Genomic DNA, 22,229 nt, shown 5'->3' with positions numbered 1-22,229 from the left:
GATGACGGCGAAAACGCTTCTGCTGATGCGCCATGCCAAGTCGGACTGGGCCGACGCCGCCCTCGACGATTTCGATCGGCCAATTGCCGAGCGCGGCAGGCTGGCGGCCCCGCTGATGGGGCGAGAGATCGCGCGGCGCGGCTGGGCGCCGGATGCCGCGCTCGTTTCTTCGGCTATTCGAACAAGACAGACGTGGGAACTGGTGGCGGCGCAACTGCCGCGTTCGGTGGCGGTCAATTACGACCGCACCATCTACGAAGCGCCGGCACGCCGTATCCTCGACGCAGTGCGCAAGACGCCGGAAGCGGTGACGACACTGCTGGTGATCGGGCACAATCCGGGACTTGAAGATTTGTCAGTGCTGCTCGCCGGCCCCGAGAGCGACCGAGACGCGCTTGCGCGGCTGACTGGCAAGTTCCCGACGGCGGGGCTGGCATGCTTTGCGTTCGGCGGCCCGTGGGCGCGCCTCGAACGAGGTGGCGCTCGGCTGGAAGCATTCATCCGCCCGAAGGATCTGGCTTAGGGCAACGGGCATTCTGCGCGAATGCCACTTCATTGCTCCGGCTTGCGGACGTCAGACGACTACTTCTGACCGCAAAATGCTCTACGCGGCGCGCAACCAGACGCGGTTGTCGTGGAAGGCCGCGCCGCCATAGGGCGCGGCGGCGTCCGCGCCGGTCAGCACGTTGATGCCCTCTCCGCGCTCGTGCGCCGAGTTCGGCCAGATGCCTTCGGCGATGACCACGCCGCGCCGTACGCCGTCAAACAGCTTTGCGTGAAGCACGACCTCGCCGCGCCGGTTGCCGATCTCGACACGGTCGCCATCGGCAAGTCCGGCGGCTGCAGCGTCGTCGGGATGAATCAGCAGTTCCGGCCGTCCTTCCCTCTTCCGTGAGCCGGGCGTCTCGGCAAAACTCGAATTCAGGAAAGATCGTGCCGGCGATGTCGCCAGCCGGAAGGGGTGTTCCTCGTCCGCTACCTCGATCAGATCGACATGATCGGGAAACGCGGGCAGCTGCTCATACGGGCCAAGCATGCCGACGGACTTCGGCGGCTTGTTGGGCGCGAAGCCGCCGTTCCATTGGGGGCGGAAACGGAACTTGCCGTCGGCATGGCCGAAGCCGTTCACGTAGTGCGCGGTCTCGAAATCCGGCTGGAGATCGAGCCAGCGGCTGTCCTTCAGCGTTTCGAATGTGCCGTAGCCGTGGCGGGCAAGCATATGGTCGACATGCTCCCGTTCGCTCAGGCCGAAGCCCGGCATATGCGCCACGCCCAACCGCTTCGCCAGTTCCTCGATGACGTAGACGTTTGTGCGCGGGCCCTCCGGCGGGTCGACCAGCTTGGGGCCGACCATCAGGTATTGGTGGCCGCCGCCCTTGTAGATGTCGTCGTGCTCCATGAACATGGTGGCCGGCAGAACCACATCGGCAAGTGCGGCCGTGTCGGTCATGAACTGCTCGTGCACGCAGGCGAACAGGTCGTCGCGCAGGAAGCCCTGTTTGACCAGCCGCTGCTCGGGCGCGACGTTGGCGGGGTTTGTGTTCTGGATGAACAGGGCCGTGACCGGCGGGCCGCCGCGCAGCGCCTCGGCATCGCCCGTCAGGACGCGGCCTATCTGCGACTGGTCGAGATGGCGGATGCCGGGGTCGGCGTAGGCGGCTCCCTCGAGCAACTCCTTGTCGAGCTTGTAAATCGCGCCGTTGTTGTGGAACGCGCCGCCGCCTTCATATTGCCAGCAGCCGGTTACGGCGGCGATGGAGGCGGCCGCATGCATGTTCACTGCGCCGTTGCGCTGCCGCGAAAAGCCGTAGCCGAGGCGGAAGAAGGTCTTCTTCGTGGTGCCGACGAGCCGCGCGAACGCCTCGATCTGCTCGACGGGCAGGCCGGTGATCGAGGACGCCCATTCCGGAGTCTTCGACCCCAGATGCGCTTCGAGACCGGCCGGATCGTCGGTGTATTTTTCAAGATAATCCCGGTCAGCAAAGCCGTCGCGGAAGAGCACGTGCATTACCGAGCAGGCCAACGCGCCGTCTGTGCCTGGCTTGAGGATCAGGCCCATGTCGGCCTGCTTCATCGTGGCGTTGTCGTAGATGTCGACCACCACGATCTTCGCGCCGCGCTCCTTGCGGGCGCGCACGGCATGCGTCATCACGTTGACCTGCGTGGCCACCGCATTGGTGCCCCAGATGACGACGCAATCGGATTTTGCCATCTCGCGCGGATCGGGGCCGGCTAGCAGGCCGGTGCCCATGACATAGCCTGTCCATGCAAGATTCGTGCATATCGTGCCAAAAAAGCCGGAGTATTTCTTGGCGTGACGAAGCCTGTCGATGGAGTCGCGCTGCACCAGCCCCATGGTCCCGGCGTAGAAATAGGGCCAGACAGTCTCCGAGCCGTGCTTCTGTTCCGCCTTCAGCAGCCTTTCGGCAACGAGGTCGAGCGCGGCGTCCCAGCTTGCCTCCTTCCACTGCCCCTCGCCCTTCGCGCCGGCACGCACCAGCGGCTTCAGCAGGCGCTCGGGATGGTGGATGCGCTCGGCATAGCGGGCAACCTTGGCGCAGATGACGCCCGCCGTGTAGGCGTTTTCCTTCGCGCCATGGACGCGACCGATATTGCGGCCGTCGATCACCTCCACCTCGAGGGCGCAGGTGGATGGGCAGTCGTGCGGGCAGGCCGAATGACCGATGCGGATGCTGGCGTGCTGGTTCATGCCCAAACACCTAGCCCAAATCGCTTCATCGGAGTAGAGCCAGCATTGCCGAACGCGCGCGACACGGAGCATTCATGAACTACCGCCACGTCTATCACGCCGGAAATTTTGCCGACGTGGTGAAGCACGTCGTGCTGACGCGCATCCTGGAATATCTGAAGCGCAAGCCCGGCGCGTTTCGCGTGATCGACACCCATGCTGGCGTGGGTCTCTACGACCTGTCCTCCGAGGAAGCGCAGAAAACCGGCGAGTGGCGAGAAGGCATCGGCAGGCTGCTGTCGGCAAAGCTGCCCGAGCCCGCAGCGACCCTGATTGCGCCCTATCTGGAGGCAGTGCGTGCGTTCAACGTCGGGCATCCGTTCCGCTACTATCCCGGCTCCCCTGTCCTGACCAAACACCTTCTGCGCGGGCCGGACAGATTGACCGCCATCGAACTCCACCCCGCCGACAGCTTCGCGCTGAAGACGCGGTTCGCCGGCGACTGGCAGGTGCGGGTGCTGGAACTGGACGGCTGGCTGGCGCTGGGCGCGCATGTGCCGCCGAAGGAAAAGCGCGGACTGGTGATCGTCGATCCGCCTTTCGAAAAGGAGGGCGAGTTGGAGAGGCTGGTTGAAGGGCTGCGCAAGGCACACCGCCGCTGGCCGGGCGGCACCTATGCGCTGTGGTATCCGATCAAGGATTTTTCCGCAGCCGAGCGGTTTCGCCAGGCGTTGCGCGACAGCGAAATCCCCAAGGTGCTGGATGTGGTTCTGGAAATCCGCCTTCCCTCACGCGAGCCTCGGCTCGACGGCACCGGCATGATCGTAGTCAATCCGCCCTTCATCCTGGCCGACGAGATGGCGGCACTGTTGCCGGCCTTGCGCGACGTTTTGGCGGAAGACGGGAAGGCCTATACTGGCGCGCGCTGGCTTACCGCCCCTTGACCGACCGCATGGGTTTGACCAGATTGTTCAACAATCTGGAATCGTGCGCGATTCAATCCTTTTGCCGGAGGCTTTCATGATCCGTTTGGCCAGAATGCTGCTGGCAGCCGCGCTGATGCTGGGTGGCGCCGTCGCCACCGCCTCGGCCGCCGACCCCGTGGCCGTGCGCATCGACGAGCCGGGCATCTGCGGCAACGACAAGGTTCTGAACCGGATACACCACCGCTTCCGCCATCAGGTTCGCCATGTGCCGCACCTGCCGCAGGTGGACATTCTAGACTTTTACGGCGTTCGCGAGACGCTCTACCAGCCGAGCCACGAAGAACGCCCCATCGATCGCCGCTACTGCCAGGCGACCGTGGCGCTCTCCGACGGCCATAACCGCGACGTCTGGTATCTGATCGAGAAGCCTATGGGCTTTGCCGGAATGGGCAGCAACGTGGAATTCTGCGTCTCGGGTTTCGACCGCTGGTACGTCTATAACGGCGGCTGCCGGGTTCTCCGTCCCGCCACGTGGTAACCTGCCGGGTTAGGGCAGCACTGGCAGCCACTGCCCTTCTGGCTGGCTGCTCCCCGTCCGAATCGCAGCAGCCCCTTCCCCGCGGCGAGGGCTTCGACTTCTACGTCCTGTCGCTCTCATGGTCGCCAAGCTACTGCGAGGCGGAAGGCGAAAACGCCAGTCGTCAGCAATGTAGCCGCGACCATGCGTTCGTCGTGCACGGGCTATGGCCGCAATTCGAAAAGGGCTGGCCGGAGTTCTGCGACAGCGACGAGCCCGGGCGCGTGCCGGAAGAGCTCGCCCGCGCGTTTCTCGACATCCTGCCTTCCGTGGGGCTGATCGGCCATCAATGGCGCAAGCATGGTTCCTGCACCGGCCTGAGCCAGCGCGACTATCTTGAGGCGACGCGGGCCGCGCATGAGCGAGTGCGCATACCCGACCGCTTTGAGAAGCCATCCAGCAGGGTTGCGGTCGAGCCGGACGAAGTCGAGGCGAGCTTCGTTGCGGCCAATCCCGGCATGAGCCAGGAAGGCATCGCCGTCACATGCGACGGACAGTTGGTGCGCGAGGTGCGCATCTGCCTGAGTGTGGAGATGGCGTTTCGGAGCTGCGAAGAAGTCGACGCCCGCGCCTGCCGCCTGCCACGCGCGGCGATGCCCGCAGCACTGCCCTAGCCGTGGCACATTGAAGGACACAAGGAGAAGCAATATGCGTCTCCCGACAAAATCGAACCTGGAGCTTGCCAATGGCCGTCATCTTCTATTCCCCAGCCTCGCCTTACAGCGCCAAGGTACGCATGGCGGCGGTGGCTTGCGGCATCGCCGTGGAGAGCAAGACCGTCGATACGAACGCCGAACCCGCGGAACTGCTAGCCGCCAACCCGCTCGGTAAGATCCCGGCGATGGTGACCGACGACGGAGAAGGCATCTTCGACAGCCGGGTCATCATGCAATATCTGAACCGGCTCTCCGGCAGCGCGCTGTTTCCGCGCAATGCACAGAAGAGGCTCGAGGCCGAGCGGCTGGAGGCCCTGGCCGACGGCATCTGCGATTGTCTTCTAGCGCATGTCTACGAGCGGCGTTTTCGCCCGGAAGACATGGTCTACCAGCCTTGGCTCGACAAGCAGTGGAGCAAGGTGGTGCGGGCCCTGGACGAGCTGAACGCCAGCCCACCCAAGCTGACCAAGAAGCCGCATGGCGGCCAGATCGCCCTGCGCGCCACGATCGCCTATCTCGACCTGCGTTTCGAGGGAAAGTGGGAGCGTGGACGCTCGAAACTCACGCGCTGGACGAAGCGATTTGACGAGCGTTTTCCAGACCTTGCGGCGCTTACGTCGCGTGCATGAACCGCAGACGCAAAAAGGCCCGGATCGCTCCGGGCCTTTTCGTTCCCATCATCCGGTGGATGATTAGAACTTGATACCAATACCCATCGTCACGCGATGGTTGCTGGAATCGATGTCCGCAGTGCCGACGCCCGGCAGGGTGAAGTCCTGCGAACCGTAGTCGGTGTAGCGGTACTCGCCGCGAGCGAAGACCTGCTCGGTCAGCTTCACGTCGGCACCACCGCCAACGGTGTAGCCGATCATGGTGTTGGTGTCGCGGTTGCCGGTTGCGTCTTCCGTGATGCGGAGACGCTCGGCAGCGATACCAGCCGTACCATAGAGCAGGATGTCGTCGGTCACAGCCACACCGGCGCGACCGCGCAGCGAGCCGTCGATGCGCGAACGTGCGGTGAACGTACCGTCGGTGCCGTCGACACCGCTGTAGTTCACGTCACCTTCGATACCGTACACGAACTGGCCGTTCTGCATCTGGAAACCGCCAAACGCGCCGCCGAGCCAGCCATCGGTGCCGATCGAACCGCCCGTGCCGTCCGACACGTCGCCCGAGAAGCCATAGCCGAGGTGGAGACCCGCGTAGGGGCCGGCCCAGCTGCTGACGGGCGCGCTCTCGATGATCGGCTGAGGTGCCGGGGGCTCCTGGTAGACGACGTCCGCGGCCATTGCCGGGGCTGCCATCGCAAGAACGGCAACTGCCGAAAGAGCAAATCTGGTCTTGGTCTGCATGTATTCTACTCCTTTGCCGCAGGAAGCTGGTTACGCGCTTCCCCCTATTGTCATGACGCCCCAACCGCGATGGGAGGGAAACGGCTGTAGGCGTCCGCGGTTCCCTATTTCGTCTTCGAATACGGCTGAACAGCACCTGAAAAGGGGTCATTCCCCGGCCAGAATAAGGCTGAACCGTGACGTTGCGATTTAGCAACACCTCTGTCAGGGGTCATTGGCGGGCGTTTACACCCGCGCTTGGTGAGCGGGAAAAGCTGGCCTATATCAAGGCTTGCGGCTTCGAATCCCGGCTCCGAGAACACTTCCATCGGCGCAAAATCGTTGAGGACAACCACTTCATGTCAATGGATCAGCAGACAGTCGCTCTTGTTACCGGCGGCGCAAGACGCGTCGGGCAGGCGATCGTCCGCGACCTGGCGTCCCACGGATTCGCCGTCGCGATCCACTGCAATGCGTCGCGCGAAGCGGCCGATCGGCTTGCGGCGGAAATTCGCGAGGCCGGCGGCAGCGCGGCCGTGGTGCAGGCCGATCTATCCGACATGGAAGCGGTTCAATCCATCATACCCGAGGCGCAGGGAGCACTCGGCCCTGTGCGGCTGCTCGTCAACAACGCCTCGGTGTTCGAGGACGACGCGGCGGCCGAGCCGGATTGGGATGTCTGGGACAGGCATTTCGATGTCCACCTGAGGGCGCCGGTCGCCCTGACGGGCCGGATGGCCTCCGCCCTGCCCGAAGGTGCGGCCGGTCTCGCGGTCAACATCATAGACCAGCGGGTGTGGCGGCTCACTCCGCGTTTCTTTTCCTATACGCTGTCCAAATCGGCGCTGTGGACCGCGACCCAGACCATGGCGCAGAGTTTCGGCCCCCGCCTGCGGGTCAATGCGATCGGCCCCGGCCCGACCCTGCAAAATGACCGGCAGGACGAGGGCGACTTCCGCCAGCAGCAAGATGCCCTGCTTCTCAGGCGCGGCCCGGAACTTGCCGAGTTCGGCGCGACGATTCGCTATCTCTGGGAAGCCCGGTCGGTTACCGGCCAGATGATCGCGCTCGACGGCGGGCAGCATCTCGCGTGGAAAACCCCCGACGTGTATGGGGTCGCTGAATGAAGCCGCCCATCCCCACACACGACCCCCGCCACGCCAAAGCGAGCGACGACATCGCCGGCCTGCTTCCGGACGAGGACGCCGAAGACGAGGAAGGCGCTGAAACAGCCGAGCCGGCGACGACATCGGTTGCCACTCCCGGCATCGAATGGGACCATCTGGACGCCGATGACGGAGTGGGCAAGGCCGGCATAGAGGTGATTCAGGGACTGGTGAAGCGCCTGCCAAACGCGCCGGGCGTCTACCGGATGATGAATGCGGCGGGCGACGTGCTTTATGTCGGCAAGGCGCGCAGCCTGAAGAAGCGGGTCACAAACTACGCTCAGGGCCGCGGCCACACCAATCGCATCGGCCGTATGGTGCGCGAAACGGCGTCGATGGAATTCGTCGTCACCCGCACGGAGATCGAGGCGCTTCTGCTGGAAGCCAACCTCATCAAGCGACTGCGACCGCGCTTCAACGTGCTGCTGCGCGACGACAAGTCGTTCCCCTACATCCTGATTACCGATCACCCTTCGCCCGGCATTTTCAAGCATCGCGGCGCACGCTCGCGCGGGGGCGACTATTTCGGCCCGTTCGCATCGGCCGGCGCCGTGGACAGAACCATCAACGCGCTTCAGCGCGCCTTCCTGCTGCGCTCGTGCACGGATTCGGTCTTCGAGAACCGCACGCGCCCGTGCCTGCTCTTTCAGATCAAGCGATGCTCGGCTCCGTGTACCCGCGAGATCGACGAGGAGGGCTATGCGGAACTGGTACGCGAGGCGAAAGCTTTCCTCTCCGGCCGGTCCAGCAAGGTGAAGGCTGAAATCTCCTCCGCCATGCAGGAGGCCTCCGAAGCGCTCGATTTCGAGCGGGCAGCCATCTATCGCGACCGCCTTACCGCGCTGTCGCATGTCCAGAGCCATCAGGGCATCAACCCGCAATCCGTCGACGAGGCGGACGTATTCGCCATCCATCAGGAAGGCGGACAGAGCTGCATCGAAGTCTTCTTCTTTCGCACCGGGCAGAATTGGGGCAACCGCGCCTATTTCCCCAAGGCCGATCCATCGCTGGAGCCGGCCGAGGTGCTGGGCGCGTTTCTCGCGCAGTTCTACGACGACAAGCCCTGCCCTCGCACGGTGCTGCTGTCACATCAGGTGGAGGAGCAGGCGTTGCTGGCCGAGGCGCTGGCAACCCGCGCGGGGCACAAGGTGACGGTTTCGGTTCCGCAGCGCGGCGAGAAGAAGGACCTCACCGACCATGCCCTGCAGAACGCGCGCGAGGCATTGGGCCGCAGGCTGGCCGAAACGTCCTCGCAGGCGCGGCTTCTGGCCGGGCTGGCCGACACATTCGGCCTGGAGAAAACGCCGCGCCGCATCGAAGTTTACGACAACTCGCACATCATGGGCACCAACGCGGTCGGTGCGATGATCGTGGCAGGGCCGGAGGGGTTTGCGAAGAACCAGTATCGCAAGTTCAACATACGCTCGACCGACATCACGCCCGGCGACGATTTCGGCATGATGCGGGAGGTCATGGAAAGACGGTTCTCGCGGCTGTTGAAGGAGCACGGCGAGGTCGAGCCGGAAGTCGACACGCAGACGGACGACGACATCGGCAACGACGCCCTGCCCGCATGGCCCGACCTGATCCTGATCGACGGCGGGCAAGGACAGATGAGCGCCGTGCGCAAGATCCTCGGTGATCTCGGCATCACTGATCGCGTCGCGGCGATCGGCGTGGCCAAGGGTGTCGACCGGGACGCCGGCCGCGAACGGTTCTTCGTTTCCGGCCGAGAGCCCTTCTCGCTGCCGGTGCGCGATCCCGTGCTCTATTTCGTGCAGAGGCTGCGCGACGAGGCGCACCGCTTCGCCATCGGCTCGCACCGCGCCCGACGCAAGAAGGAGATGGTCAGGAATCCGCTCGACGAGATCGCCGGCATCGGCCCGGGGCGCAAGCGGGCGCTGCTGCATCATTTCGGTACCGCCAAGGCGGTAAGCCGCGCCGGCGTAGAGGACCTGATGGCGGTCGACGGCATCTCGGAACGCGTCGCGCGGCTGATTTACGGCCATTTTCACGAGAACGGCTGAGTACGATCCGGCAAGCGACATGCTGCGGCGCAATGCGAGGTTGACCGGAGGCGACGCCTGCTGGATTACTAGCCCCTGGAATCACCCGTGGAAGCCATGCCCAGACGCGCCTTCAACCTGCCGAACATGCTGACCTATGCGCGCATCCTCGCGGTGCCGCTTATCGTGCTTTGTTTCTATCTCGAAGGACGCATCCGTCCGACGGACTGGTGGCGCTGGGCGGCATTCTGGATTTTCATCATCGCCAGCATCACCGACTATTTCGACGGCTATATCGCGCGACGGTGGAAGCAGACCTCCAATATCGGCAAGATGCTCGATCCCATTGCCGACAAGCTGCTCGTTTCAGCCGTGCTGTTGCTGCTTGCCTATGACCGGACCATCGACAAATGGTCGCTGTGGGCGGCGATCATCATCCTGTGCCGCGAAATCCTCGTATCCGGCCTTCGCGAATATCTAGCCGCGCTGAAGGTGTCGGTGCCGGTCACGCAGCTTGCGAAGTGGAAAACGACCCTGCAGCTCATTTCCATCGGCTTCCTGCTAGCCGGCCCTGCGGGCGACGCAATACTGCCCTATACTACCGAGCTTGGCCGGGCGCTGCTGTGGGTCTCCGCCATCGTCACGCTCTACACCGGCTACGACTATTTCCGCGCGGGGCTCAAGCACGTCATCGACGAATAACGGAGGCGTGGGGTGAAACTGAAATATTTCGCATGGGTACGCGAGCGTATCGGCAAGGCGGAAGAAGACATCGACCTGCCCGAGGGCGTCGTGTCGGTACGCGATCTTCTCGTCTGGCTGCGCGCGCGTGACGATGGCTACAGCGAGGCGCTGCGCCATCCCGAGGCGATCCGCGTCGCGATCAACCAGACGCACGTCGACCATCGCGAGCCAGTGGCCGGCGCTCGCGAAATCGCGCTGTTTCCGCCGATGACCGGCGGCTGAACGGCCATGGGCGGCGCGATCGTGCCCGATGTGCGCATCCAGGCTGAAGATTTCGATCTCGCGGCCGAGGTGTCACGGCTGACCGACGGGCGATCCGATGTCGGCGCAGTCGTCACCTTCGCCGGTCTTTGCCGGGACGAAGACGGAAGGCTTTCGGCGCTGGAGCTCGAGCATTATCCGGGCATGGCGGAAGCCGAGATCACACGCATCGCAAATGAGGCCGTCGCCCGCTGGCCGCTGAAGGGGCTTACGGCGATCCACCGCTATGGCCGGATTTTGCCGGGCGACAACATCGTACTGGTGATCGCGGCGTCATCGCACCGGCAGGCGGCATTCGAGGCAGCCTCCTTCCTGATGGACTTTCTCAAGACGCGCGCGCCATTCTGGAAGCGCGAGCACGGCGCCGACGGCACAGCCGGAAACTGGGTCGAGGCAACCGAAGCCGACGAAAAATCGAGCCATCGCTGGAGCGATTTTACGCAGCGTTAAACATGCGACGCGACTTCCAGCTTTATTAGAGTATTCGCAACCCCACCCGTCTATCTTCCCCATGGGCAAGTAATTGGCGGGCATAAATGCAATCATTCTTCGCTACGTTGGCGGACGCTGGGACCAGCAGCGAATGGCTGGCGATCGCCAATATCATCCTGTCGGCGCTTCTGGTGCAGTGGATGCTGCGCAACCGGCGTCTCTACAGGAACAGTCGCGAAGAGCAGGCCCACCAGCGCGATCTCATAGAGAACCTCTCCGAAGGCATCTACCGCTCATCTCTGGACGGGCACCAACTCAGCGCGAACAAGGCGCTCGTGAGGCTGAACGGTTACGACAGCGAGCAGCAGATGCTGGGCTGCGTGAGCGACATCGGCAAGGAGTGGTATGTCGAGCCTGGCCGACGCGACGAGTTTCGCGCGATATTGCGGCGCGACGGTTTCGTTGAAAACTTCGTGTCCGAAATCTACCGCCACAAGACGCGCGAACGCATCTGGATCACCGAATCCGCACGGCTCGTCTATGACAAGAAGACCGGCAATCCGGTCTACTACGAAGGCTCGGTCCGCGAGATCACCGAGATGATGGACCGGCTGAAGGCGGAGGAGCTTCTCAGCAAGCTCTCCAGCCAGGTGCCAGGCGGGCTGTTCCAGTTCGTTCGCAGTTCGGCCGGTTCCTACTCGATTCCCTACGCCAGCCGCGGGTTCCGAACCATATTCGGCCTGCTTGACGATGAAGAGCTGGGGCGTCCGCGCCGCTTCCTCGACATGATCGAGGAGATCGACCGTCCCACGTTCGCCAGCGTCCTGCGCACCTCGCACGAGACCATGGAGCCGCTCGACATAGAGTTTCGCGCGGTGGACAGCCTCGGCAAGGCCAAATGGCTGCGCCTGAGCGCCAAGCCGGAAGCAATCGACGGCGCCGTCATGTGGCACGGCTACGTCAACGATATTTCGGTTCGCAAGAAGAACGAAATGGAGATCGAGAAGCTCGCCTTTTTCGACCCTCTGACGGGCCTGCCGAACCGGCGCATGTTCATGGACCGCATGGGCAAGGCTGTCCAGCGATGCCGCGAGCGTACCGGCTGCGGCACGCTGATCTTCATCGACCTCGACAATTTCAAGACGCTGAACGACACGCACGGCCACGATGTGGGCGACGACTATCTCGTCCAGGTGGCCAAAAGGCTGAAGAACTGCGTGCGCGCCGAAGACACTGTGGCGCGTATCGGCGGAGACGAGTTCGTCATCATCCTCGAAGGGGTGAGCGAGGACGCCGCGCACGCCTCACGGGTCGCCATCATGACCGCGAACAAGGTGCTGTCGGCGATGCGTGACGATTTCGAGGTCGGCTCGTTCAGCCACCGTTCGTCGGCGAGTCTCGGCGTGGTCGTATTCGACGGGAAGGATGGACGCCCGGAAGAAATCCTCAAGCAGGCCGATATCGCCATGTATCAGGCCAAGGCCGCCGGACGCAACGGCATGGCCCTGTACGACCACCTGTCGATGAGCACGGAATCGGAGCGCTACCGGCTGCTCAACGATTTCAAGGCCGCCCTCTCGAACGATACGCTGGAACTGTATTTCCAGCCGCAGATGGACGACAACGGCCGCATCGTCGGGGCGGAGGCGCTTTGTCGCTGGCATCATCCCGAGCACGGCACGCTGCTTCCCGAGCGGTTCGTGCCGCTGACAGAGCAGTTCGGGCTCATCCGCGAATTCGGCAATGTGGTTCTGGCCAAGGGCGTCGCCGAGCTGGCGCGCTGGCAAAACCTGAACGCAACGTCGAGGCTGAGGCTGGCGCTCAACATCAACGTCCAGTCGTTCTCTTGCGAGGACTTCGTTCCCAACCTCACCGCGCTCATCAGCCATCACGGCATCGACGCGCGTCTGCTGACGCTGGAATTGACCGAAAGCGTCATGGCCAAGGACCGCAAGCTCATAGCGCGGCGCATGAACGAGCTGAAGCAGCTCGGCGTGCGGCTGTCGCTTGACGATTTCGGCTCCGGCTATTCGTCACTTGCGCATCTCAAGCGCCTGCCCTTCGACGAGTTGAAGATCGACGGCAGCTTCATCGCCGACATCGAAACCGGTGAGAGCGACCGGGCGCTGGTGAAGTCCATACTCGGTACCGCCCGCACCCTGAACCTGACTGCGGTGGCAGAGCATGTCGAAAACGTGCGGCAAGAAGCGTTCCTGCGGGCGTTCGGCTGCGACTTCTTCCAGGGCTATCTCTATAGCCCCGCGCTCACAGGGGATTGCTTCGTGGAGTTCGTGGAACGTCGGCAGATGGGAGACCTTCTGGGCGACTTGCCGCAAATCCGGCAGAGCGCATGAAAAAAGCCGCGGAGATGTCCGCGGCTTTTCCATAAATTCCAATGTATTGCCGGCAAAAGCCTGCAAACAGATTCAGCCGACAATCTCGGTGTCGGAGAACCAGTACCGGATCTCCTGAGCGGCCGTTTCCGGAGCGTCGGAACCGTGCACCGAGTTTTCGCCGATCGACAGCGCGTGAACCTTGCGGATCGTGCCCTCGTCGGCATTGGCCGGGTTGGTAGCGCCCATCACTTCGCGGTTCTTGGCAATAGCGTTGTCGCCTTCGAGAACCTGCACGACCGTCGGGCCGGAGGACATGAACTCGCACAGCTCGTCGAAGAACGGCCGCTCCTTGTGCACGGCGTAGAAGCCCTCGGCATCGCGGCGGCTCATCCACACGCGACGGGATGCGACGACGCGCAGGCCGGCATCCTCGAGCATCTTGGTGATTGCGCCGGTGAGGTTGCGGCGGGTCGCGTCGGGCTTGATCATCGAAAAGGTGCGTTCGATCGCCATTGTCGGTCCTTCATGTCAGTGAAATCGGAAAGGTGGCGGGTCTATACAGGCCCGTCCCGCCGATGTGAAGGGGCAGCGCGGCGATCAGGCTGCGGCCGAAACGCGCCTTCCAAGCCCGCCATGCAGGTCGAGGCAGCGCTCGAACCACACGCCGACCGGGTCGTCATCCGCAAGCACCTTGTAGGGCGAGATCACCCGCAACCACTGGAACGCGCCCGCTACGATGTAGTCGGCAAAGAGGGGCCGGTCGCCGCCGATGAAGGGTTGGTAGGTCAACATCGAGCGCAGCGGCTCCAACTTCGCGCGAAAGCCCTGCAGGTGGCTGTCGCGATCGGCAGGCACGTCTTCTATCGGCCGCCCGAACCGCGCTTCCCGCGTGGTGCGAAAATGCGCCTGATCTTCGGGTGCGAGCCGGTCGTGGATGTCCATGAGCGCGGCCGCGCCGAGGAACGGGTGAACGGTGAGTTGCGACCAGCGCTCGATGAAGCGTGAGGCAGCCTTGCCGCCCTCTCCTGCAAACAGCGACGGGCGATCAGGGTAGGTTTCCTCCAGATACAGCGCGATGGCAAAGCTGTCGCCGACGACCCGCTCGCCGTCGCGGATCACTGGCACTGTGCCAAAGACGCCGCCTTCCACGCCCTTCACAGCAGTGAACGGCGTCGGCACGCTCTCGAATGCAAGCCCCTTGTGCGCAAGGGCAAAGGCTGCCTTCCAGCAATGCGGGCTGAATGGGCGCGCGGGATCGCTGCCGACAAGATCGTAAAGCAAAATGGTCATTGGCGCGCGGCTCCCGCTTGTGTAGGTGTGCCGAAGGATCGACCGAGCCGGGCGGGAAAGAAAGTCCATGCGCCAACATTTCCAGATGTTTGCGGCCTATAACCGTTGGGCCAACACAGAAGTCTACGAGGCGGCGGAGAGGCTGTCCGACGCAGAACTCAACCGCGATACAGGCGCATTCTTCGGCTCGCTGATCGGGACGTTGAACCACATACTCGTCGCCGACCGCATATGGCTGAAACGCTTCACCGGCGAAGGTGCGGCGCCGGCCTCGCTCGACACGACGCTGCATCCCGATCTCGTCGGTCTACGTGGCGCGCGCATGTCGGAAGACGAGCGCATCGTCGAGTGGGTCGGATCGCTTACCGAAGAACAGCTTGCAGGCCGCTTCACCTACCTGACCGTCACCGACATGCGCACGGTTTCGCAGCGGCTCGCGCCCGCGCTGGCGCATTTCTTCAACCACCAGACCCATCATCGCGGGCAGGCGCACGCCATCCTGACCGCTCTTGGGCAACCAAGTCTCACGCTGGACCTGATCTATTTCCAGCGCACCGAAGAAGGCCGCGCCTTCGCCTGACTATGTCGGGGTCTGCCCCATGTTGCAGGTGAGCATCCAGGGCGTGCCGAACCTGTCGGTTACCATCGCGAAGCGCTTGGCGAAAAAGGTTTCCTGCAATTCCATCCGCACGACGCCGCCGTCGCGAAAGGCTGCGTAGACGCGTTCGATCTCCTCGACGCTCTCCAGGCCGATGGAAATGTTGAAGCCCTGCCGCCTCTCCTGAAACTGGCCAGGTGCGTCTGACATCATCAGCGGCCGGTCGCCGATCAGAAGGCTGGCGTAAATGATCCAGTCACACTCACCCTCCGGGGCCTGCCCGCCGGGTGCGTCGCCGTACGTCATGCTATCGATCACTCTCGCACCGAGGGTTTCAACATAAAAATCAATTGCCTCCCTGCAGTTTCCGTCGAAGTGGATGTAGGGCGCGAGGTCGTTGGCCATAACTGTTCCTTTCGATTGGAGTTCAGCCGCCGCTGATGGCGGTCAAGACGAATACCTCGGCGCCGGGCCTCAATTGCGTGTCGAGACGCGCGCGTTCCCCATCCACGAAAACGTTCATGTGCTTGCGGATCGCGGGGCGGGAATCGCAGATGCGGTCGCCCATGCCGGGCCATAATCGGTCGAGTTCAGCGACCATCTCGGCGACGGTTCCGGCCTGCATCTCGACGCGCCTCATCGACCCGGGAAACAGTTCGACCAGAAGCGGCGTCAGCTTGACGACTACGGGATTGTTCACCTCGCCGCCCCTACTGCGAGACGACCATGGTCTCGACCGACGAGATCGACGGCAGATGTTCGGCGATGCAGGTCCAGGTGTCGCCTTCGTCGTTCGAGGCGAACAGCGCTCCGCCCGAAGTGCCGAAATAGACGCCTGCCTTGTCCAGGCTGTCGGTCGCCATGGCCTGCCGGAGAACGCCGAAGAAAGCATTTTCCTGCGGCAGTCCGTTGCGAAGATCCTGCCAAGTCTCGCCCCGGTCGCGCGTACGATACACCGCAGCTTTGGCGTCGGGAACGAAGCGGCCATGAATGTCGCCGTTGAGCGGAAGCAGATAGAGCGTATCGGGATCGCGGGGGTGAACCGCCGCAGGGAACCCAAACGTGGAAGGCAGGCCCTTTTCGATGCTTTTCCAGCTCTTGCCGCCATCCTCGCTGCGATACATGCCACAGTGGTTCTGCTGGTAAAGCAGGTCGGGCTCGCCCGGGGCTTGTACGAGACAATGCACGCATTGCCCGAATTCCGGGTAGTTCTGACCCTCCGGAAGAAAGTCGGCGCGCGTGCCCCTGTTGCGCGGCTCCCATGTTTCGCCACCGTCATCCGTCGCGAACACGCCGGCGGACGAAATCCCGATCCAAATGCGGTTTTCGTCGTCTTGATCGGGCACGAGCGAGTGGAGGATGAGCCCCGCCCCGCCTGCTTGCCATTCGGGGCGCGTGGGATGCTTCTGCAGGCCCTCTACATGCGTCCACGTCTCGCCGTGGTCGTCGCTGGCAAACAGACCCGCGGGCTGGACGCCGGCATAGAGGCGTCCGTTGCGGGCAGCGAGGCTCCAGACCGCCTTGATGGGTTCGTCACCAGCCCCGTAGCTCAGACCGGCGCTTGAGTGGGTCCAGCTTTTGCCGAGGTCGGTCGATTTCCAGACCGCCGGGCCGAACCATTCGTTGCCGGCAGCGCCGTAGATCGTGCCTGTCGCGGGGTCGCCGACGACATGCTGCATCGGCCAGGTTTCGCAGAAGGGGCCTCCAAGTTTCCATGAGCGGCGCTCCGCATCGCTTTGCGCGATGAACACGCCCTTCTTCGTCCCGATCAGAACAAGCACCTGCTGCGGCATGATTGACCTCCCTTGCCTCTCAGGCCCGCGCCCAAGGCAACGGCCCATTCGCCTCCCGAACAGGTCCGCTGGACAAAAATGTTGATATCAACATAATGAGGCCATGTCAAAAGATCGCGATTCTCGAGTTCAGGGAGAACTGCTTCCGTTTTCCGTCACGTTGCACGTGCGCGACACATGCCTGTGCCTGCATCTGCAGCGCGCGGCGCGGGCGGCGGCAAGGCGGTTCGACGAGGCCTTGCGACCGGTGGGCCTGACAAACGGGCAATTCTCGCTGCTCATGTCGCTCAACCGGCCGCAGCCCCCACTGATGCGCGACGTCGCTTCCCTGCTGGCGATGGATCGCACCACGCTGACGGCGATGCTGAAGCCGCTGGCAAGACGTGGCCTGCTCGAGGTTGCGGAGGACAAGACCGATCGGCGCGGGAGACGCCTGACCCTCCTGCCGGAAGGACACGCTCTACTTCAGCGTGCAATGCCGCTCTGGTCCCGGACCGAGACAGAAATGGAAGCGATGCTGGCCGCCACGAACGCGGAAAAGTTGCGTGACGATCTGCGCGCGTTGAGCTGAAACACCGGAAAAGCGGCACATTTGATATAAATGAATCACTTTCACGTAATTATTACTCAACCTTGGGATGTGGAAAGCTGAAACCGTTACACGTTCCCCTACGTAATTTGGTCAGCGGTCGGTAACCAGCCGGCTGCCTAACCAGCAACCTTAGGGAGAACGTCAACATGACGACAATCTCAAACATACTAAGCAAAGCGCTGGCGGTGGGTGCTGTCGCCTTTGCCCTGAGCGGCCCAGCGCACGCGCAAAACATTGGCGTCGGGGTAGGCCTCGGCGGGATCGATGCGGGTCTCGGCGTCAGCCTTGGCGGCGATAACGGCATCGACGTCGGTGCAGGCGCTTCGATCGGCGGCGACAACGGCGTCAATGCCGGAGCGGGCGCGACGGTCGGTGGCTCGAGCGGCGTCGATGCGGGGCTTGGGGCCTCAGTCGGCGGCGACAGCGGCATCAATGCCGGAGCAGGCGCCACCGTCGGCGGTGAAAGCGGCGTCGACGTCGGCGCTGGTGCAACCATAGGCGGCGACAGCGGCGTGAACGCCGGAGTTGGCGCTTCCATCGGCGACGGGATCGACGTCGGCATCGGCATCGGCATTGGCGGAGGCGGAAGCGCTGGTCCTGGTCCTGGTCCTGGTCCTGGCCCCGGTCCTGGCCCTGGCCCTGGCCCGGGTCCTGGCCCTGGCCCCGGCCCCGGTCCTGGTCCTGCTCCGGTAGCTCCCGGGATAGAAGGTGGAGAAGTAGCCACCGCACAGCGTCGTTGCGTCGAGATCGTGGCCAACCCTGCTGCTTATGACAGCGACCTCGTATCCCTCTGCCTCGCGGTTCAGGCTACGCGTTAAACGAGAATGACATGGGAGCGGCCGCCATGCGGCCGCTCCTCCCCTTGCCTTCGCAGCGGCGCTCAGCCAATAGAGCGCCACTATGCTTATTATCGACGACGTTTCGCTGCGGATCGCAGGCCGCCTCCTTCTGGACCACGCTTCGCTCACGCTTCCGGCGGGGTCGAAAGCGGGTTTCGTCGGTCGCAACGGCACCGGCAAGACGACGCTGTTCAAGGCCATCACCGGAGAGTTGCCCACCGAGACGGGGTCTATCGGTTTCCCGAAGAATACGCGCATCGGGCAAGTGGCGCAGGAAGCGCCCGGAACTGAAGAACCGCTCATCGAGATCGTGCTGAAGGCCGATACGGAACGGCTGGCGCTGATGCAGGAAGCGGAGACGGCAACCGATGCGCACCGCATCGCCGAAATCCAGATGCGGCTCGCCGACATCGACTCCCACTCGGCTGAAGCGCGCGCGGCCACCATTCTTGCAGGCCTCGGCTTTGACGCAGATGCACAGAAGCGACCGGCATCGTCCTTCTCGGGTGGCTGGCGCATGCGCGTCGCACTGGCCTCCGTGCTGTTCGCGCAGCCGGACCTGCTCCTTCTCGACGAGCCGACCAATTACCTCGACCTCGAAGGCACGATGTGGCTGGAAAGCTATGTCGCGCGCTATCCCCACACCGTCCTGCTCATCAGCCACGACCGCGACCTGCTGAACCGCGCGGTCAGCTCGATCGTGCATCTCGACCAGATGAAGCTGACCTTCTGGCGCGGCGGCTACGACCAGTTCGAGCGCCAGCGGAGCGAACAGATCGAGCTGCAGGAAAAGAGCCGGGTCAAGCAGGAAACCCAGCGCAAGCACATGGAAAGCTTCGTCGAGCGCTTCCGCTACAAGGCATCGAAGGCGCGGCAGGCGCAGTCGCGTCTCAAGGCGCTGGAGAAGATGAAGCCGATTTCGGCGGTCATCGAAGACAGCGTGCGGCCGTTCTCGTTTCCGGAGCCTGTAAAGACGGTCGCGTCGCCGATCGTGACCATGCAGGCAGGCGCGGTCGGGTATCAGCCCGGCAAGCCAGTGCTGCGACAGTTGACGCTACGGATCGACGAAGACGACCGCATCGCGCTGCTGGGCTCCAACGGCAACGGCAAGTCCACCTTCGCCAAGCTGCTGGCCGGTCGCCTGAAGCTTGAAACCGGCGGCATCACCGTCGCGCCGGGACTGAAGGTTGCGATGTTCGCGCAGCACCAGCTTGACGATCTGCGCCCGGAGGAAAGCGCGGTCGATCATGTACGGCGGCTGATGCCCGATGCGCCGGAAGCAAAGGTGCGCTCGCGCGTCGCCCAGATGGGCCTTACGACCGAGAAGATGAACACCAAGGCCAAAGACCTGTCGGGTGGCGAAAAGGCGCGCCTGCTGATGGGGCTCGCCGCTTTCGACGGCCCGAACCTGCTGATCCTCGACGAACCGACCAATCATCTCGACATCGACAGCCGCGAGGCGCTCATGGTCGCGCTGAACGACTATTCGGGCGCGGTAATCCTCATCAGCCACGACCGGCACCTGATCGAGGCGACGGCCGACCGGCTGTGGCTCGTCAAGGACGGTACGGTTTCGTCTTATGATGGCGACCTGTCGGACTATCGGACCCTCGTCACCGGCGGACAAAGCGACCGCCGCGAGAAGAAGGAGGCCGACAAGTCGTCGAAGGCCGACAAGCGGCGCGAGGCCGCAGCGCGCAGGCAGGCGATGGAGCCGGTGGCAAAGGAAATCCGCGCCACCGAAGGGCTCATGGAGCGAACCCGAAAGCGTATAGACGCCATCGAGGACCAGCTCGCAGACCCGGCGCTCTACGAGAAGGACCCTTCCACCGCGACTCAGCTTGCCAAGGAGCGTTCGGACCTTTCCAATGCATTGTCCCGCCACGAGGACCGATGGCTGGAACTGTCGACGCAATATGAGGAAGGGATAGCCGAATGAGCATCCGTGTCGAGCAGGACGGCGAAATCACCGTGGTGACAATCGACCGCGCCGAAGCGCGCAATGCGGTCAACCCGGAAATGGCGGACGCGCTCTTCCGAGCCTTCACGGCCTTCGATCGCGACGACAGCAGAAAGGTCGCGGTGCTGACCGGCGTCAACGGCGTCTTTTCGGCGGGGTTCGACCTCAAGTGGGCGGCCGACAATGTCCACGAGACCTGGTTCGCCGAGCACGAGCTGGACAGCAGTTTCGATGGCCATGACGACAGGCCACGCAAGGGGCCGATGGGGCCGACGAGGCTGACGCTTTCCAAGCCGGTCATCGGCGCGATCTCGGGCCCCGCCGTCGCGGGCGGCATGGAACTGGCGTTGTGGTGCGACCTGCGCGTCATGGAGGCTTCCGCCTATATGGGCGTGTACTGTCGGCGCTGGGGCGTACCGCTGATCGACGGAGGCACCGTTCGCCTGCCGCGCATCGTGGGTCACGGGCGGGCGATGGACCTGATACTCACCGGCCGCAAGGTCGATGCGCAGGAGTGCAGGGAAATCGGCCTCGCCAACTATCTTTGCGACGACGGCGCCGCGCTCGAGACGGCGCTTGCGATAGCGCGCGACATCACTCGCTATCCGCAGGCATGCATGCGCGCCGACCGCATCTCGGCGATACGCCAGTGGTCGCTGGGACCGGAAGAGGCGCTGGCCAACGAGTGGAAGAGTGCCGCCACCTTCCGTAAGGAAGGCATGGCGGGCGCTGGCCGGTTTTCACAAGGCAAGGGCCGTGCGGGCGATTTCGGCGACATCTAAGGGCCGGGCCGAGAGCATCCGGCAGGCGCACCGCTGAGCCCTTCGCTATGGCTGCGGGCTTTCGTCGCTTGAAAAGCCAAATCATTGGCTTTTCAGCCGCTGCGCGAACCGCTTGGCCCTTCGCTATGGCTTAGGGCGTTCGTCGCTTGAAAAGCCAAATCATTGGCTTTTCATCCGCTGCGCGGACCGCTCCTCACCCCCTGCCCCATTTGGGTGGAGGCTTCGAATTCGGGTTCTCGCGCCTGCGGCGGAACGAAAGGATGAGGCCGAATACTGCCAGACCGAGAAGGCCGTAGCCGACGATGCGGGTCGTGTCGTCCGTGCGCGCGCCCATCGATTCGAGCGTGACGTCGACGGCCAAGATGTCCAGCCCTTCAAGTTCACCCTCTCCGACGATGCCGAGGTAGTTTTCAGCCCCCAGCGCGTCGATGGTGCCAGCGAAGTCGCGATAGATCGCCTCGCGCGCCTGTGGGCTTTCGATCAGCGGCGGATAAAGCGTGAAGTCCAGCGGCGCTGCGATGACGGTCCTGCCATCGCCTGACATCGTCAAGGTGAGCGCGGGACGCTGCCTCTCGGGCTGGAAACGGCCGTTTACGGTGAGATAGACGAACACCCTGACCGGGGCGTCCAACTGCACGGCATTCACCTCGAATGGATAGAAGCCGCGCTCGGGCGCATAGACCCGCCACGAGCTTGTTTCGCCGGGATCGTCCAGCACCAGATCGGGAACCAACGCCAGCACCAGCCCGAGAGCCAGCATCACCAGCAGCGCCAGCCGCGCGACCCATCTCATCAGGCCTTGCGCTCCCAGCGGCGTTCCGGCGTCTGCTGCCAGTAGGTCGCCTGATGGCCGGCCGCCTTCATCGCCTTCCAATGCTCGCGCGCCTGCTCCACCTGCGTCATGTCGTGGCCATCGAACATGAAGACCGCGCGCTGGTAGGTAGAAAGGTCCGGGGGCGACGCGCCGTCCACCACAAATCTTATCTGGGCCGAGTTGGTGTTGCCCTCGCCCGTCGTCAGCAGAACCGGCTGGTGTTGCGGGTGACGCTCATGCTCGCTGCCGTGCGCGAGAAAGGAGTCGTCGCGATAGGTCCACAGATGCGCGTCAAGCGCATCGCGGCGTTCTTCTCCTCCAACCTGCACCACCGCACGCCAGCCCCGCTCCAGGCTTTTTTCCAGGAGCGGCGGCAGCGCTTCTTCCAGCGTCGATTCGGTCAGGTGGTAGAAGAGGACTTCGGTCATGGACGGCGT

At 63.6% G+C, this 22,229-nt stretch carries 25 protein-coding genes; 16 read left to right on the top strand and 9 right to left on the bottom strand.

Annotated features, from left to right (window positions below):
• The first annotated feature begins 1 nt into the window (after nt 1).
• A complete protein-coding gene (locus FY036_RS10125) occupies nt 2–523 on the top strand; it encodes a SixA phosphatase family protein (RefSeq protein ID WP_148914606.1) in 522 nt (173 codons plus the stop codon).
• A gap of 81 nt (nt 524–604) precedes the next feature.
• Here FY036_RS10125 and FY036_RS10120 read toward each other — a convergent pair whose 3' ends face one another.
• Nucleotides 605–2,710 (bottom strand): molybdopterin oxidoreductase family protein, encoded by a 2,106-nt coding sequence (locus FY036_RS10120; protein WP_148914605.1) that lies wholly within the window; start codon nt 2,708–2,710, stop codon nt 605–607.
• 74 nt (nt 2,711–2,784) lie between these two features.
• Here FY036_RS10120 and FY036_RS10115 point away from each other — a divergent pair, with 74 nt between their 5' ends.
• The 4 genes from FY036_RS10115 to FY036_RS10100 all read left to right on the top strand — a co-directional run bounded on the left by FY036_RS10115 (nt 2,785) and on the right by FY036_RS10100 (nt 5,477).
• Nucleotides 2,785–3,633: a 23S rRNA (adenine(2030)-N(6))-methyltransferase RlmJ gene (locus tag FY036_RS10115; protein ID WP_148914604.1), complete on the top strand. Its 849-nt coding sequence runs from the start codon at nt 2,785–2,787 to the stop codon at nt 3,631–3,633.
• A gap of 76 nt (nt 3,634–3,709) precedes the next feature.
• On the top strand, nt 3,710–4,153 hold the full coding sequence (locus FY036_RS10110; protein WP_148914603.1) for a hypothetical protein: 444 nt from the start codon (nt 3,710–3,712) through the stop codon (nt 4,151–4,153).
• A complete protein-coding gene (locus FY036_RS10105; protein WP_235897618.1) occupies nt 4,147–4,806 on the top strand; it encodes a ribonuclease T2 family protein in 660 nt (219 codons plus the stop codon). Before FY036_RS10110 ends, FY036_RS10105 begins: the two co-directional genes overlap by 7 nt.
• A 71-nt stretch (nt 4,807–4,877) precedes the next feature.
• Entirely contained in the window at nt 4,878–5,477 is a 600-nt protein-coding gene (locus FY036_RS10100) for a glutathione S-transferase (protein ID WP_148914601.1), read from the top strand.
• A gap of 63 nt (nt 5,478–5,540) precedes the next feature.
• Here the strand turns inward: FY036_RS10100 and FY036_RS10095 are convergent, their stop codons facing one another.
• Nucleotides 5,541–6,200: an outer membrane protein gene (locus FY036_RS10095; RefSeq protein ID WP_148914600.1), complete on the bottom strand. Its 660-nt coding sequence runs from the start codon at nt 6,198–6,200 to the stop codon at nt 5,541–5,543.
• A 344-nt stretch (nt 6,201–6,544) separates the two neighbouring features.
• On the opposite strand from FY036_RS10095, the gene FY036_RS10090 reads away from it, so the two are divergent.
• From FY036_RS10090 to FY036_RS10065, 6 genes are all read left to right on the top strand, one after another.
• Nucleotides 6,545–7,306 (top strand): SDR family oxidoreductase, encoded by a 762-nt coding sequence (locus FY036_RS10090; RefSeq protein ID WP_148914599.1) that lies wholly within the window; start codon nt 6,545–6,547, stop codon nt 7,304–7,306.
• Nucleotides 7,303–9,372, top strand: a complete 2,070-nt coding sequence (uvrC, locus tag FY036_RS10085; protein WP_148914598.1) for an excinuclease ABC subunit UvrC — start codon at nt 7,303–7,305, stop codon at nt 9,370–9,372. The genes FY036_RS10090 and uvrC overlap by 4 nt, the downstream gene beginning before the upstream one ends.
• A gap of 96 nt (nt 9,373–9,468) precedes the next feature.
• On the top strand, nt 9,469–10,053 hold the full coding sequence (gene pgsA / locus FY036_RS10080; RefSeq protein ID WP_148914597.1) for a CDP-diacylglycerol--glycerol-3-phosphate 3-phosphatidyltransferase: 585 nt from the start codon (nt 9,469–9,471) through the stop codon (nt 10,051–10,053).
• A gap of 12 nt (nt 10,054–10,065) precedes the next feature.
• Complete coding sequence (gene moaD, locus FY036_RS10075; protein WP_148914596.1) at nt 10,066–10,317, top strand: molybdopterin converting factor subunit 1; 252 nt, start codon at nt 10,066–10,068, stop codon at nt 10,315–10,317.
• A gap of 6 nt (nt 10,318–10,323) precedes the next feature.
• Complete coding sequence (locus FY036_RS10070) at nt 10,324–10,806, top strand: molybdenum cofactor biosynthesis protein MoaE (RefSeq protein WP_148914595.1); 483 nt, start codon at nt 10,324–10,326, stop codon at nt 10,804–10,806.
• An 86-nt stretch (nt 10,807–10,892) separates the two neighbouring features.
• Nucleotides 10,893–13,142, top strand: a complete 2,250-nt coding sequence (locus FY036_RS10065) for an EAL domain-containing protein (RefSeq protein WP_148914594.1) — start codon at nt 10,893–10,895, stop codon at nt 13,140–13,142.
• A gap of 72 nt (nt 13,143–13,214) precedes the next feature.
• Here the strand turns inward: FY036_RS10065 and ndk are convergent, their stop codons facing one another.
• Together ndk and FY036_RS10055 are read right to left on the bottom strand one after the other, a co-directional pair.
• Nucleotides 13,215–13,637: a nucleoside-diphosphate kinase gene (gene ndk / locus FY036_RS10060; protein ID WP_148914593.1), complete on the bottom strand. Its 423-nt coding sequence runs from the start codon at nt 13,635–13,637 to the stop codon at nt 13,215–13,217.
• 84 nt (nt 13,638–13,721) lie between these two features.
• Complete coding sequence (locus FY036_RS10055; protein WP_148914592.1) at nt 13,722–14,414, bottom strand: glutathione S-transferase family protein; 693 nt, start codon at nt 14,412–14,414, stop codon at nt 13,722–13,724.
• A 67-nt stretch (nt 14,415–14,481) separates the two neighbouring features.
• Here FY036_RS10055 and FY036_RS10050 point away from each other — a divergent pair, with 67 nt between their 5' ends.
• Nucleotides 14,482–14,994, top strand: coding sequence for a DinB family protein (locus FY036_RS10050; RefSeq protein WP_148914591.1), 513 nt, complete (start codon nt 14,482–14,484; stop codon nt 14,992–14,994).
• On the opposite strand, the gene FY036_RS10045 is transcribed toward FY036_RS10050, so the two are convergent.
• The 3 genes from FY036_RS10045 to FY036_RS10035 are packed head-to-tail and all read right to left on the bottom strand — an operon-like array spanning nt 14,995 to nt 16,805.
• Nucleotides 14,995–15,417 carry a VOC family protein gene (locus FY036_RS10045; protein ID WP_148914590.1) on the bottom strand — a complete coding sequence of 141 codons (423 nt, stop codon included), beginning with the start codon at nt 15,415–15,417 and terminating at the stop codon, nt 14,995–14,997.
• Nucleotides 15,418–15,439: 22 nt separating this feature from the next.
• Nucleotides 15,440–15,712 carry a MoaD/ThiS family protein gene (locus FY036_RS10040; protein WP_328593101.1) on the bottom strand — a complete coding sequence of 91 codons (273 nt, stop codon included), beginning with the start codon at nt 15,710–15,712 and terminating at the stop codon, nt 15,440–15,442.
• Between the two features lie 10 nt (nt 15,713–15,722).
• Nucleotides 15,723–16,805, bottom strand: a complete 1,083-nt coding sequence (locus tag FY036_RS10035) for a WD40/YVTN/BNR-like repeat-containing protein (RefSeq protein WP_148914589.1) — start codon at nt 16,803–16,805, stop codon at nt 15,723–15,725.
• A gap of 103 nt (nt 16,806–16,908) precedes the next feature.
• Here FY036_RS10035 and FY036_RS10030 point away from each other — a divergent pair, with 103 nt between their 5' ends.
• The 4 genes from FY036_RS10030 (at nt 16,909) to FY036_RS10015 (ending at nt 20,978) form a co-directional block, all read left to right on the top strand.
• Nucleotides 16,909–17,376, top strand: coding sequence for a MarR family winged helix-turn-helix transcriptional regulator (locus FY036_RS10030; RefSeq protein ID WP_148914588.1), 468 nt, complete (start codon nt 16,909–16,911; stop codon nt 17,374–17,376).
• Nucleotides 17,377–17,543: 167 nt separating this feature from the next.
• The gene (locus FY036_RS10025) at nt 17,544–18,215 is read left to right on the top strand and encodes a hypothetical protein (protein WP_148914587.1); all 672 of its coding nucleotides are present in this window, start codon (nt 17,544–17,546) and stop codon (nt 18,213–18,215) included.
• Nucleotides 18,216–18,297: 82 nt separating this feature from the next.
• Nucleotides 18,298–20,175 (top strand): ABC-F family ATP-binding cassette domain-containing protein, encoded by a 1,878-nt coding sequence (locus FY036_RS10020; protein WP_148914586.1) that lies wholly within the window; start codon nt 18,298–18,300, stop codon nt 20,173–20,175.
• The gene (locus FY036_RS10015) at nt 20,172–20,978 is read left to right on the top strand and encodes a crotonase/enoyl-CoA hydratase family protein (protein ID WP_148914585.1); all 807 of its coding nucleotides are present in this window, start codon (nt 20,172–20,174) and stop codon (nt 20,976–20,978) included. Before FY036_RS10020 ends, FY036_RS10015 begins: the two co-directional genes overlap by 4 nt.
• Before the next feature lie 193 nt (nt 20,979–21,171).
• Here the strand turns inward: FY036_RS10015 and FY036_RS10010 are convergent, their stop codons facing one another.
• Together FY036_RS10010 and FY036_RS10005 are read right to left on the bottom strand one after the other, a co-directional pair.
• Nucleotides 21,172–21,771: a hypothetical protein gene (locus tag FY036_RS10010; RefSeq protein WP_148914584.1), complete on the bottom strand. Its 600-nt coding sequence runs from the start codon at nt 21,769–21,771 to the stop codon at nt 21,172–21,174.
• Nucleotides 21,771–22,220 carry a DNA polymerase III subunit chi gene (locus FY036_RS10005; protein ID WP_148914583.1) on the bottom strand — a complete coding sequence of 150 codons (450 nt, stop codon included), beginning with the start codon at nt 22,218–22,220 and terminating at the stop codon, nt 21,771–21,773. The genes FY036_RS10010 and FY036_RS10005 overlap by 1 nt, the downstream gene beginning before the upstream one ends.
• Nucleotides 22,221–22,229 lie beyond the last annotated feature (9 nt).

The sequence above is a fragment of the Neoaquamicrobium microcysteis genome (assembly GCF_008180155.1).
Lineage (GTDB): Bacteria > Pseudomonadota > Alphaproteobacteria > Rhizobiales > Rhizobiaceae > Aerobium > Aerobium microcysteis.
Note: the sequence above shows the minus strand (reverse complement) of the source record. Positions and strands in the feature narration are given on the sequence as shown.

Bases quoted from the DNA above. Each gene is read 5' to 3' on its own strand.
- FY036_RS10125 (WP_148914606.1), top strand. From the start codon at position 2: ATGACGGCGAAAACGCTTCTGCTGATGCGCCATGCCAAGTCGGACTGG.
- FY036_RS10120 (WP_148914605.1), bottom strand. From the start codon at position 2,710: ATGAACCAGCACGCCAGCATCCGCATCGGTCATTCGGCCTGCCCGCAC.
- FY036_RS10115 (WP_148914604.1), top strand. From the start codon at position 2,785: ATGAACTACCGCCACGTCTATCACGCCGGAAATTTTGCCGACGTGGTG.
- FY036_RS10110 (WP_148914603.1), top strand. From the start codon at position 3,710: ATGATCCGTTTGGCCAGAATGCTGCTGGCAGCCGCGCTGATGCTGGGT.
- FY036_RS10100 (WP_148914601.1), top strand. From the start codon at position 4,878: ATGGCCGTCATCTTCTATTCCCCAGCCTCGCCTTACAGCGCCAAGGTA.
- FY036_RS10095 (WP_148914600.1), bottom strand. From the start codon at position 6,200: ATGCAGACCAAGACCAGATTTGCTCTTTCGGCAGTTGCCGTTCTTGCG.
- FY036_RS10090 (WP_148914599.1), top strand. From the start codon at position 6,545: ATGGATCAGCAGACAGTCGCTCTTGTTACCGGCGGCGCAAGACGCGTC.
- uvrC (WP_148914598.1), top strand. From the start codon at position 7,303: ATGAAGCCGCCCATCCCCACACACGACCCCCGCCACGCCAAAGCGAGC.
- pgsA (WP_148914597.1), top strand. From the start codon at position 9,469: ATGCCCAGACGCGCCTTCAACCTGCCGAACATGCTGACCTATGCGCGC.
- FY036_RS10070 (WP_148914595.1), top strand. From the start codon at position 10,324: ATGGGCGGCGCGATCGTGCCCGATGTGCGCATCCAGGCTGAAGATTTC.
- FY036_RS10065 (WP_148914594.1), top strand. From the start codon at position 10,893: ATGCAATCATTCTTCGCTACGTTGGCGGACGCTGGGACCAGCAGCGAA.
- ndk (WP_148914593.1), bottom strand. From the start codon at position 13,637: ATGGCGATCGAACGCACCTTTTCGATGATCAAGCCCGACGCGACCCGC.
- FY036_RS10055 (WP_148914592.1), bottom strand. From the start codon at position 14,414: ATGACCATTTTGCTTTACGATCTTGTCGGCAGCGATCCCGCGCGCCCA.
- FY036_RS10050 (WP_148914591.1), top strand. From the start codon at position 14,482: ATGCGCCAACATTTCCAGATGTTTGCGGCCTATAACCGTTGGGCCAAC.
- FY036_RS10045 (WP_148914590.1), bottom strand. From the start codon at position 15,417: ATGGCCAACGACCTCGCGCCCTACATCCACTTCGACGGAAACTGCAGG.
- FY036_RS10035 (WP_148914589.1), bottom strand. From the start codon at position 16,805: ATGCCGCAGCAGGTGCTTGTTCTGATCGGGACGAAGAAGGGCGTGTTC.
- FY036_RS10030 (WP_148914588.1), top strand. From the start codon at position 16,909: ATGTCAAAAGATCGCGATTCTCGAGTTCAGGGAGAACTGCTTCCGTTT.
- FY036_RS10025 (WP_148914587.1), top strand. From the start codon at position 17,544: ATGACGACAATCTCAAACATACTAAGCAAAGCGCTGGCGGTGGGTGCT.
- FY036_RS10020 (WP_148914586.1), top strand. From the start codon at position 18,298: ATGCTTATTATCGACGACGTTTCGCTGCGGATCGCAGGCCGCCTCCTT.
- FY036_RS10015 (WP_148914585.1), top strand. From the start codon at position 20,172: ATGAGCATCCGTGTCGAGCAGGACGGCGAAATCACCGTGGTGACAATC.
- FY036_RS10010 (WP_148914584.1), bottom strand. From the start codon at position 21,771: ATGAGATGGGTCGCGCGGCTGGCGCTGCTGGTGATGCTGGCTCTCGGG.
- FY036_RS10005 (WP_148914583.1), bottom strand. From the start codon at position 22,220: ATGACCGAAGTCCTCTTCTACCACCTGACCGAATCGACGCTGGAAGAA.